This is a genomic window from Tepidimonas sp., assembly GCF_036825565.1.
Classification (GTDB): Bacteria; Pseudomonadota; Gammaproteobacteria; order Burkholderiales; family Burkholderiaceae_C; genus Tepidimonas.
In genome coordinates, this window is record NZ_DAISXZ010000075.1 from 1 (window position 1) to 10,963 (window position 10,963).

Sequence of the window (10,963 nt, forward strand, 5' to 3'; positions counted from 1 at the left end):
CCGGTGCCGGGCCGGGGGGCGGCACCGGCGGCCATCCAGGCGATCAGGGAGGAGCGCATCGCCTCCTCCACGGACATATCGATGGGCGTGGTCCAGGCGCGCGGCACGAACAGGGTATAGCCCCCGATCATGTAGCCCATGGGCAGATAGACCGCGACCCGCTCGCCCGGCAGAAACCCCGGCGGCAGTCCCGCGAGGTGGTGGCGGGTGACCAGGCCGACCACCTCCCATTCGGCGCCCGGGGGACGCAGGATGACGACCTGTTGGCTCGTCTCCTCCCGCCGGTGGGGGGCGAAGTAGTCGGCAAAGCTCTTGAGGGAGGAGTAGATGCTCTTGACCACCGGCAGATTGGTGAAGGGCAATTCCACCCAGTTGAGCAGCCGGGCCGTGGCCTGGGTGGACACCAGAAAGCCCGCCAGCACGACCAGCGCCGCCGCCAGCAACAGGCCCAGCCCGGGGACGTAGAAATCCCCGATCAGCGGCCGCAGCAGCGTCAACGCCAGTTGCTCGGACCACACCACCAGCGCGTACAGCAGGTACAACGTGATGCCGATGGGCAGCACAGCGAGCAGGCCGCGCAGAAAGTACTGGGACAGGCGTTTCATGGCGCAGGTGTAGCCGGAGCAGGTGTCAATCATGCGACGGCGCGCGCAGGGCCAGCGCGGCCTGGTACAGCGCCCCCTTGGGCACCCCGGTGATGGCGCTGGCCAGCCGGGCCGCGGATTTGACGGGCAGCTCGTCGAGCAGCAGGCCCAGCACGCGCCGGGCCTCGGCGGGCAGCGCGTCGCCGGTCGCGGCGGCCTCGCCAGGGGGCACCGGGGGCGGCGCGGTTGGGCGGGGGTGGATCACCAGCGTGAACTCCCCGCGCCGGCGGTGGGGGTCGGCGGCAAGCCAGTCGGTCACCGCCGCGCAGGGCAGGGTGACGATGTCCTCGAACTGTTTGGTCAGCTCACGCCCCAGGGTCACGGGCCGCTCGCCCAGGGCCGACAGCTCGGCAGCCAGCGCATCGATGCGGTGGGGCGCCTCCAGCAGCACCAACCCGGTGTCGGCCTGGCGCCAGTGTTGCCACGCCCGCTCGCGGGCCGCGCCGCGCGCAGGCAGAAACCCCACGACCGTGACCGCCCCTTCGGCGATGCCGGCCACGCTGAGCAACGCGGTGACGCTGCTGGCCCCCGGCACGGGGATGAGGCGCAGGCCCGCGGCACGCACCGCGGCGCACACCCGCGCGCCCGGGTCGCTGATGCCGGGGGTGCCGGCGTCGCTGACGCAGGCGATGCGCTCGCCGCGCCACAGGCGCTCGACGATGGTTTGCGCCATGCGGCTTTCGTTGTGCTCGTGCACGGCCAGCAGCTCGGCTTGCAGCCCGTAGGCCTGCAACAGCCGCGCGGTGTGGCGGGTGTCCTCGCAGGCGACGGCATCGACCGTGCGCAGCACATGCAGCGCGCGCAGGGTGATGTCGGCCAGATTGCCGATCGGGGTGGCCACGACGTACAGCGCCCCGGCCGGATAATGCTGTCCGCCGGCCAAGCGCGCCGCCAGCCCCCCGTCGTCGGGGGCTCCGGGGGCGCCGGTGGCGGGCAAGGGAGGCGTGTTCACCATGGCGATGGATGAAAAAGCGAGCCGGACCCGCAGTCCGCGGCCCGGTACGAAGGCGCGCGGCGATGCGGCGGAGGCCCTGGCCCTGCAGTATTTGCAGGCCCGCGGCCTGCGCCTGGTGCGACGCAATGTGCGCAGCCCCGGGCGCGGGGGTGGCGAGGTCGATTTGATTATGGCGGAGTCCGATGGCACGCTCGTTTTCGTCGAGGTGCGTCAGCGCAGCCGCGGCGAGCACGGCGGGGCGGCGGCCAGCATCGGCCGCGCCAAGCAGCGCCGCATCGTGTTTGCGGCGCGGCACTTCCTGGCGCGGCTGCCGCAGGTGCCGCCCTGCCGCTTTGACGCCGTGGTGGTGGACGGGGAACTTGGGGCGCCGCTGCCGCCTCGGATCGAGTGGCTGCGCGGCGCGTTCGAGGCCGGCGCCTGGGATTGACGAGCCGATAAGATTGCGCCCATGCTTTTGCACCGGATTCAGCAGCACTTCGTCGATGGCGCCGACCTGCAGTACCAGTGCGCCCAGGCCGTGGGGCCGGCGCTGGAGGCCGCGGTCGGCGCGATACTGTCTGGGCTGACCGGCGGCGGCAAGGTGCTGGTCTGGGGCAGCGGGGTGTCGGCCGCGCTGGCGCAGTCGTTCGTCGCGCAACTGGTGGGCCGTTTCGAGCGCGAGCGCCCCGAGCTGGCCGCGCTGGCGCTGGGGAGCAATCCCGTCATCACCTCGGGTGCCTTGCCGGGCCTGGATGCGGCGACCTGGCCTATGGTGCGGCAGTTGCGCGCGCTGGGGCTGCCCGGGGATGTGCTGCTGCTCGTTGCGGCCGCACCGCCCGGGGCGGATGCGCTGGCCGCCATCGCCGCCGCGCACGAGCGCGAGATGGTGGTGGTGGCCCTGACGGGCGCGCGCCCCGGCGAGCTGCCGGAAGTGCTCAAGGACACCGATGTGCTGGTCGCCTTGCCGACCGAACGGCCGGCGCGTGTGCACGAGGCCCAATTGGTCGCCCTGCATGCCATTTGCGATGCCATCGACGTGCAGTTGCTGGGCGAAGACACCGAAACGGAGATCATCGAACCATGACCCCCATCCCTTCCTTGACCGACCGGGGCACCCGGCGCGCCGGACAGCCCATCTGGGCGAAGGCTGTCATGACCGCTGTCGCGGCGACCACGCTGCTGGCTTCGCTGAGCGGCTGCGCCCCCCTCGTGGCGGGGGCGGCGGTCGGTGGTGCCGTGCTCGTCGCCACCGACCGCCGCACGAGCGGCACCCAGCTCGAAGATCAGTCCATCGAGTTCAAGATCAACAACCGTGTGCGCGAGCAGCTCGGCGAGCGCGCGCGCGTCAACCCGACCAGCTTCAACCGGAAGGTCCTGCTGACCGGGGAGGTTGCCTCCGAGGCCGACCGCCAGACCGTGCTGCGCATCGTGCAGGGGGTGGACAACGTCGCCGGCGTGGTCGACGAGCTGGCGATGATGGGCTCGCCGTCGCTGACGGCGCGCTCCTCCGACGCGTTGGTGACGGCACGGGTCAAAGCCGCCTTCGTCGACGCCAAGGACCTCTCGGCCAACGCGATCAAGGTCACCACCGAGCGCGGCACGGTGTACCTGATGGGGCTGGTGACGGCGCGCGAGGCGCAGCGCGCCGCCGACATTGCGCGCACCGTGCCGGGCGTGCAGCGCGTCGTGCGCGTGTTCGAGATCATCAGCGAGGCGGATTTGGCGCGCCTGCAGCCGCCCCCGCCGAAGTCCGATCAGACCGCGCCGGCTGGCGGCCGCTGAGGCCCCGCGCCGCCATCCGTCGCGGGCCGGGACGGACGCTTCAGCGCAGACGGCGGATCAGGCTGGAGGTGTCCCAGCGCCCGCCGCCCATAGCCTGCACGTCGGCGTAGAACTGGTCCACCAGCGCCGTCACCGGCAGACGCGCGCCGTTGCGCCGCGCCTCCTGCAGCACCAGGCCGAGGTCCTTGCGCATCCAGTCCACCGCGAAGCCGAAATCGAAGCGGTCCTCCACCATCGTCTTGCCGCGGTTGTCCATCTGCCAGCTCTGCGCCGCGCCTTTGCCGATCACGTCCAGCACCAGCTTCATGTCCAGCCCGGCGCGCTGGCCAAAGGCGATCGCCTCCGACAAGCCCTGCACCAGGCCGGCGATGCAGATCTGGTTGACCATTTTGGCCAACTGCCCGGCCCCACTGTCGCCCAGGCGGGTGACGGCGCGGGCGTAGGCGGCCATCACCGGCTGCGCGCGCGCGAACGGTGCTTCGTCGCCGCCGCACATGATGGTGAGCTGGCCGTTTTCGGCGCCGGCCTGGCCGCCAGAGACCGGTGCGTCGATGAAGTGGCAACCCTGCGCGCGCGCGGTGGCGTACAGCTCGCGCGCCACCTCGGCCGAGGCGGTGGTGTGGTCGACGAACACCGTATCCGCCGCCATGCCCGCCAGCGCCCCCTCGGGTCCGAGCACGACGCTGCGCAGATCGTCGTCGTTGCCGACGCAAGCCATGACGAACGTGGCGCCCTCGGCGGCGGCGCGCGGCGTGGCCGCAGTGCGCACGCGATCGATGCCGCGCACGGCCATGGCCTGTACCAGCGCGTCGGCTTTGGCGGCGGTGCGGTTGTAGACGGTGACGGTGTGGCCGGCCAGCGCCAGGTGCGCGGCCATCGGCCAGCCCATCACGCCCAAGCCGAGGAAGGCCACGCGCTGCGGGGGGACGGCATCGTAGGAGGGCTTGGGGTTGACCTGGGGCATGGTCGTAAGACGGAGAGGGACGGGTCAGACGATCTGCAGGTGCTCGGTGCCGGCGGCCAGGTCACTGTTGCGCGCGCGCTGGCTATCCAGCTTGATGCGCAGTTTGATGTCGTTTTGCGAGTCGGCATTGCGCACCGCGTCCTCGTAAGAGATCTGGCGTGCTTCGAAGGCGTCGAACAGCGCTTGGTCGAAGGTTTGCATGCCGACTTCGGTGCTGCGCTTCATGACCTCCTTGATCTCCTGGACTTCGCCCTTCATGATCAGATCGGCGATCAGCGCGCTGTTGAGCAGCACCTCGACGATGGCCACGCGCCCCTTGCCGTCCTCGCGCGGCAGCAGGCGTTGCGCGACCATGCCGCGCAGGTTGAGCGACACGTCCTTGAGCAGCTGCGCATGCCGATCGTGCGGGAAGAAGTTGATGATGCGCTCCATCGCCTGGTTGGCGCTGTTGGCGTGCAGCGTGGCCAGGCACAGGTGCCCGGTCTCGGAAAACGAGATGGCATGCTCCATCGTCTCGCGGTCACGGATCTCGCCCATCAGGATGACGTTGGGCGCCTGGCGCAGCGAGTTTTTCAGCGCGATTTCCCAGTTGTCGGTGTCGATGCCCACCTCGCGCTGGGTGACGATGCAGTTTTTGTGCGTGTGCACGAACTCCACCGGATCTTCCACGGTGACGATGTGGTCGTGCGTGTGCTCGTTGCGCCAATCCACCATCGCCGCCAGTGTGGTGGATTTGCCGGTGCCGGTGCCGCCGACCACGATGCAGATGCCGCGCTTGGACAGCGCCAACTGTTTGAGGATCTGCGGCAGGCCCAGGTCGTCGATGGTGGGGATTTTGGAGGGGATGGTGCGCAGCACCAGCCCGACCTTGCCCATCTGCACGAAGGCGTTGACGCGAAAGCGCCCGATGCCGGCCGGGGCGATGGCGAAGTTGCATTCCTTGGTGCGCTCGAACTCCGCGGCCTGCTTGTCGTTCATGATCGCGCGCGCCAGCGCCTGGGTGTGCTGGCCGGTCAGCGGCTGCGGCGACACCTTGGTGATGACGCCATCGACCTTGATGGCGGGCGGAAAGTCGGCGGTGAGGAACAGGTCGCTGCCGTTGCGGCTGACCAGCAGTCGCAGCAGCTCGTGGATGAAGTTGCTGGCTTGATCGCGTTCCATGGCGCGCTCCTGCAGGCGGTCCGCCGTCAGATGGGGAAGTTGTCGGGGATTTTGGCCTTGCTGCGCGCTTCGGCGGCCGTGATGGCGTTGCGCCGGACCAGATCGATCAGCGACTGGTCCAGTGTCTGCATGCCGTACTGTTGGCCGGTCTGGATCGCGGAGTACATCTGCGCCACTTTGTTCTCACGGATCAGGTTGCGGATGGCCGGCGTGCCAATCATGATCTCGTGCGCGGCGACACGCCCCTTGCCGTCGGCGGTCTTGAGCAGCGTCTGCGAGATTACCGCCACCAGCGACTCCGACAGCATGGAGCGGATCATCTCTTTTTCCTCGGCCGGGAAGACGTCCACGATGCGGTCGATGGTCTTGGCGGCACTCGACGTGTGCAGCGTGCCGAACACCAGGTGGCCGGTCTCGGCCGCGGTCATTGCCAACCGGATGGTCTCGAGGTCACGCATCTCGCCGACCAGGATCACGTCCGGGTCCTCGCGCAGCGCCGAGCGCAGCGCGGCGGCGAACGAGTGCGTCATCGGCCCGACCTCGCGCTGGTTGACCAGGCTTTTCTTGGGCTCGTGCACGAACTCGATCGGGTCCTCGATGGTCAGGATGTGGCCAGGGTCGTTCTCGTTGCGGTGGTTGACCATCGCCGCCAGCGTCGTCGACTTGCCCGAGCCGGTTGGGCCGGTGACCAGCACCAGCCCGCGCGGCTTCATCGCCAGGTCGGCAAAGATGCGCGGGCAGGCCAGATCCTCCAGCGTCAGCACCTTGGACGGAATGGTGCGAAACACCGCCGCCGCGCCGCGGTGTTGGTTGAAGGCGTTGACACGAAAACGCGACAGTCCGGCGATTTCGAACGAGAAGTCCACCTCCAGGAACTCCTCGTAGGCCTTGCGCTGGGCGTCGGTCATGATGTCGTAGACCGTCGCGTGGACCTGCTTGTGGTCCAGCGGCTCGACATTGATGCGGCGCACATCGCCATGCACCCGTATCATCGGCGGCAGCCCTGCCGACAGATGCAGGTCCGAAGCCTTGTTCTTGACCGCGAAGGCCAGCAGCTGTGTGACGTCCATTTCCGACCATTATGGCAACGATCGCGAGCAATCTCCAAGCCGTTCGTGCGCGCATTCAACAGGCGTGCGAGCGCCACGGGCGCGACCCGGCCGCGGTGCGGCTGTTGGCGGTGTCCAAGACCTTCGGCCCGGCGGCGGTGGCCGAGGCCGCCGCGGCCGGCCAGCGCGCCTTCGGTGAGAACTACGTGCAGGAGGGCGTGGAGAAGATCGCCGCGCTGCGCGAGGCCGGCGTGGCCGGCCTGGAGTGGCACTGCATCGGCCCGCTGCAGAGCAACAAGACGCGGTTGGTGGCCGAGCACTTCGACTGGGTGCAGTCGGTGGACCGACTCAAGATCGCGCAGCGGCTGAGTGAGCAGCGTCCGGCGCACCGGCCGGCGCTGCAGGTGTGCCTGCAGGTCAACGTGGACGGTGCGCCAACCAAGGCCGGCGTGGCGCAGGCCGAGGCGCTGGCCTTGGCGCAGTCGGTGGCGGCGCTGCCACGGCTGCGGCTGCGCGGGCTGATGTGCATCCCCGACCCGCAGCCGGACGCGGCGGCGATGCGGCGCGTGTTCGCGCAGGCTGCCCAGCTGTTCCACCAACTGCGCGCGCAGCTCGGCGCACCGGACGACTTCGACACGCTGTCGCTGGGCATGAGCGACGACCTGGAGCTGGCCATTGCCGAAGGCAGCACGCTGGTGCGCGTGGGCAGCGCGATCTTCGGGCGGCGCGCCTACGCTGCCACCCCGGCCGATCCGGGGGCGTGACCGCAACCGGGGCGGCCGGCGACGGCGCACGGCACGAGCGCCCGCCGCGTCAGTCCAGCGCCATCAGCGTGGCGTTGCCGCCGGCAGCAGCGGTGTTGACGCTGACGCTGCGCTCGGTCAGCAGCCCGGCCGGCGGCTGCGCCGCCTCGGCTGCCCCGACGACGACCGGCACCACCGGCCCGGGTCGCTCCGCCAGCGCCTGCTGCAGCGCCGCGAGCCGCGCGGCGTCGCCGTCGAACCATGCCACCTCCGGCGCCTCCGGCAGGGCGGCCAGCGCCGCCTCGATCGGGGCGCCCTCGTCCAGCTCCAGCGGCTGCCCGCCCAGGGCCCGCACCCTGTCGGCCATGGCGCGGTGCGTGGCGGCGTCGCGCGCCACGCACAGCACATGGCGGCGCGGCAACAGGGCCCACGTGTCGCGCTGCCCCGTGGGGCCGCGCAGCACCACCGGCGTGCGCCAGTCCGCCGGCTCGTCCGCCCCGACGAAGGCGCGTGCGCGCGCCACCGTGTCGGCAGGCGGGTCGGCCAGCAGCCGGTAGAGGTAGAGTGGCCCGCCGGCCTTCGGCCCGGTGCCCGAGAGCCCCTCGCCGCCGAACGGCTGCACGCCGACCACGGCGCCGATCATGTTGCGGTTGACGTAGTAGTTGCCGGCGCGCACCTGCTGCGTCAGCGCCTCGATCGTCTCGTCGATGCGGCTGTGCACGCCAAACGTCAGGCCGTAGCCGGTGGCGTGGATGGCCTCGATCAGCGCGGGCAGCTGCTCGCGCCGCCAGCGCAGCACATGCAGCACCGGGCCGAACACCTCGCGCTGCGGCAGGCGCAGGCCGTCCAGCTCGATCAGCGTCGGCGGCACGAAGGTGCCGGCCTGCGCCTCGGGCGGCAGCGGCCAGACGGCGCAACCGCGCGCGCGCATCGTCTCGATGTGCTCGACGATGCCGGCGCGCGCCGCCTCGTCGATCACCGGGCCGACGTCGGTGGCCAGCCGCGTCGGCGCCCCTAGACGTAGCTCGCGCAGCGCGCCGCGCAGCATGGCCAGCAGCCGCGGCGCGGCCTCCTCCTGCACGCACAGCACGCGCAGCGCCGAGCAGCGCTGCCCGGCGCTGTCGAAGGCCGAGGCGAGCACGTCCTGCACCACCTGCTCCGGCAGCGCCGAGGTGTCGACCACCATGGCGTTCTGGCCGCCGGTCTCGGCGATCAGCGGCACCGGTTGGGCGCGGCCGTCCGCGTCGGTGCGGGTGCGGCCCGCCAGCGCCCGCTGCAGCAGCCGCGCCACCTCGGTGGAGCCGGTGAACACCACGCCGGCGATGCGCGCATCGGCCACCAGCGCTGCGCCGACCGTCTCGCCGGGGCCGGGCAGCAGCTGCAGCACGGCGCGCGGCACGCCGGCGGCGTGCAGCAGCTCGGTCATGCGCGCGGCCACGAGTGGCGTTTGCTCCGCCGGTTTGGCCAGCGCCGGGTTGCCGGCGGCCAGTGCGGCGGCGATCTGCCCGGTGAAAATGGCCAGCGGAAAATTCCACGGGCTGATGCACGCCACCGGCCCGAGCGGCCGGGCCGTGCGCGGCCAGTGCGTGTCGCTGATCTGCGCGGCGTCGAAGCGCAGGAAGTCGATCGCCTCGCGCACCTCGGCCACGGCGTTGGCGGCGGTCTTGCCGGCCTCGCGCATCAGCAGCACGACGAAGTCAGGCATCTGCGCCTGCAGGGCATCGGCGGCGCGGCGCAGGATGGCGGCGCGCGCCTGCGGCGGGGTGGCGGCCCAGCCCGCTGCGGCGGCCTGCGCCGCCGTCACGGCGGCGGCCACGTCCTCGGGGCGCGCCTCCACCACCGTGCCGACCACGTCGCCACGGTCGGCCGGGTTGACGACGGGGTGGGCCGCGCCCGCGCCGGCGGGGGGCAGCCCTTCGGCCAGCAGCGGGCTGGCGTGCAGCGGCGCGGCGCGGCTTGCCTCCAGCGCGCGCTGCAAGGTGGCCAGCGTGGCCTCGTCGTTCAGATCCAGCCCGGCGCTGTTGGGTCGCGCGGTGCCATACAGCGCCGCTGGGGCCGGGATGCGCGGGTGCGGCAGGCCCACGGCGCCTTCGGCGCGTGCCCAGCCCTCGACGGTGGCTACGGGGTCTTCCACCAGCGCCTCCAGCGGCACGCCGGCATCGGCGATGCGGTGCACGAACGAGGTGTTGGCGCCGTTTTCCAGCAGGCGGCGCACCAGGTAGGCCAGCAGCGTCTCGTGCGTGCCGACCGGCGCGTAGATGCGGCAGGGGCGGCCCAGGCCGCCGGCTGCGGCCGGCGTCACCACCTGTTCGTAGAGCGGCTCGCCCATCCCGTGCAGGCACTGGAACTCGTACTGATGCGGATGCCACGTGGAGGGGTCGGCCATCTCGTAAATCGCCGCCAGTGTCTGCGCGTTGTGGGTGGCGAACTGCGGGAACACCGATTCTGGCGCCGCCAGCAGCCGCCGGGCGCAGGCCAGGTACGACACGTCGGTGTACGCCTTGCGGGTGTAGACCGGGTAAGCGAGCCCGTCGAGCTGGGCGCGCTTGATCTCGCTGTCCCAGTAGGCGCCCTTGACCAGCCGCACCAGCAGCCGCCGCCCACTGCGCCGCGCCAGCGCGATCACATGGTCGACCACCGCCGGCGCGCGCTTTTGATACGCCTGGATGACGAAGCCCAGGCCCGCCCAGCCGGCCAGCGACGGCTCGTGCGCCAGGCGCTCCAACAGGTCGAGCGACAGTTCCAGCCGCTCGCTCTCCTCGGCGTCGATGTGCAGGCCGATGTCGACCGCGCGCGCCGCCTCCGCCAGCGTGCGCAGCCGCGGGTAGAGCTCCTCCATCACGCGCGCGTACTGGGCGCGGCCGTAGCGCGGGTGCAGCGCCGACAGCTTGATCGACACGCCCGGCCCGTCGATCACGCTGCGGCCGGCGTTAGCCGCGCCGATCGCCTCGATCGCAGATCGGTAGGCGTCGAAGTAGCGCTGCGCGTCCTCCTCGGTCAGCGCCGCTTCGCCGAGCATGTCGTAGGAGTAGCGAAAGCCTTGCGCCTCGCGCACCTGGGCCCGTCCGAGCGCCTCCTCGATCGTCTGGCCGGTGACGAACTGCTCGCCGAGCAAGCGCATCGCCATGTCCACCGCGCGGCGGATCAACGGCTCGCCGCCCTTGCGCAGCAGGCCGGTCAGCGCGGCGCCCAGCCCGTCCTCGCTGTGGGTGGCGGTCAGGCGCCCGGTCAGCAGCAGGCCCCAGGTGGCGGCGTTGACGAAGGTGGACGGGCTGCGGCCGAGGTGGGCGCGCCAGTCGCCGCGGCCGATTTTGTCGCGGATCAGCGCATCGCGCGTGGCGGCATCCGGAATGCGCAGCAGCGCCTCGGCCAGACACATCAGCGCCACGCCCTCCTGCGACGACAGGGCGTACTCCTGCAGCAGCGCCTGTACCAACCCCTCGCGGCCGCGCTGCGGGGCGCGCTGGCGCAGCCCCCGGACCAGCCGCTGGGCCAGCGCGGCGACGCGGGCGCGGGGTCCCTCCGGCAGGCGAGTCCGCTCCAGCAGGGCGGGCAGCAGTTCCGGCTCCGGCGCGCGCTGCAGCGGCGGCAGAGCCGTCATCGTGGCGGTGCGCGCGTGCGGGGCGTCCGCAAACGGCGCGTGGGCGAAGGGGGCAGAGGCCTCGGCGGGCGGCCAGGGGGTGGGG

10 protein-coding genes are annotated in these 10,963 nt (G+C 71.6%); 4 read left to right on the forward strand and 6 right to left on the reverse strand.

The features are described from left to right. Together V7026_RS09630 and rsmI are read right to left on the reverse strand one after the other, a co-directional pair. A partial coding sequence (locus V7026_RS09630; RefSeq protein WP_334155167.1) for a DUF502 domain-containing protein occupies positions 1-605 on the reverse strand: 605 nt, incomplete at its 3' end. Between the two features lie 25 nt (positions 606-630). Further along, positions 631-1,599, reverse strand: coding sequence for a 16S rRNA (cytidine(1402)-2'-O)-methyltransferase (gene rsmI, locus V7026_RS09635; RefSeq protein ID WP_334155168.1), 969 nt, complete (start codon positions 1,597-1,599; stop codon positions 631-633). Here rsmI and V7026_RS09640 point away from each other — a divergent pair. The 3 genes from V7026_RS09640 to V7026_RS09650 all read left to right on the forward strand — a co-directional run bounded on the left by V7026_RS09640 (position 1,598) and on the right by V7026_RS09650 (position 3,360). Then, positions 1,598-2,026 carry a YraN family protein gene (locus tag V7026_RS09640; protein WP_334155169.1) on the forward strand — a complete coding sequence of 143 codons (429 nt, stop codon included), beginning with the start codon at positions 1,598-1,600 and terminating at the stop codon, positions 2,024-2,026. The genes rsmI and V7026_RS09640 overlap by 2 nt on opposite strands. Positions 2,027-2,047: 21 nt before the next feature. Beyond that, complete coding sequence (locus V7026_RS09645; RefSeq protein WP_334155170.1) at positions 2,048-2,662, forward strand: SIS domain-containing protein; 615 nt, start codon at positions 2,048-2,050, stop codon at positions 2,660-2,662. A 68-nt stretch (positions 2,663-2,730) separates the two neighbouring features. Beyond that, positions 2,731-3,360, forward strand: coding sequence for a BON domain-containing protein (locus V7026_RS09650; protein ID WP_334155171.1), 630 nt, complete (start codon positions 2,731-2,733; stop codon positions 3,358-3,360). 40 nt (positions 3,361-3,400) lie between these two features. On the opposite strand, the gene V7026_RS09655 is transcribed toward V7026_RS09650, so the two are convergent. Genes V7026_RS09655 through V7026_RS09665 form a run of 3 tightly spaced genes read right to left on the reverse strand, consistent with a single transcriptional unit; the run spans position 3,401 to position 6,555 of the window. Then, positions 3,401-4,324: an NAD(P)-dependent oxidoreductase gene (locus V7026_RS09655; RefSeq protein WP_334155172.1), complete on the reverse strand. Its 924-nt coding sequence runs from the start codon at positions 4,322-4,324 to the stop codon at positions 3,401-3,403. Between the two features lie 24 nt (positions 4,325-4,348). Continuing rightward, on the reverse strand, positions 4,349-5,485 hold the full coding sequence (locus tag V7026_RS09660) for a PilT/PilU family type 4a pilus ATPase (RefSeq protein WP_334155173.1): 1,137 nt from the start codon (positions 5,483-5,485) through the stop codon (positions 4,349-4,351). A 26-nt stretch (positions 5,486-5,511) separates the two neighbouring features. Further along, the gene (locus V7026_RS09665; RefSeq protein WP_334155174.1) at positions 5,512-6,555 is read right to left on the reverse strand and encodes a type IV pilus twitching motility protein PilT; all 1,044 of its coding nucleotides are present in this window, start codon (positions 6,553-6,555) and stop codon (positions 5,512-5,514) included. 11 nt (positions 6,556-6,566) lie between these two features. On the opposite strand from V7026_RS09665, the gene V7026_RS09670 reads away from it, so the two are divergent. Beyond that, complete coding sequence (locus tag V7026_RS09670; protein ID WP_334155175.1) at positions 6,567-7,298, forward strand: YggS family pyridoxal phosphate-dependent enzyme; 732 nt, start codon at positions 6,567-6,569, stop codon at positions 7,296-7,298. Positions 7,299-7,347: 49 nt separating this feature from the next. On the opposite strand, the gene putA is transcribed toward V7026_RS09670, so the two are convergent. Further along, positions 7,348-10,963, reverse strand: a 3,616-nt coding sequence (gene putA / locus V7026_RS09675; protein WP_443082341.1) for a bifunctional proline dehydrogenase/L-glutamate gamma-semialdehyde dehydrogenase PutA, incomplete at its 5' end; no start/stop codon positions are given.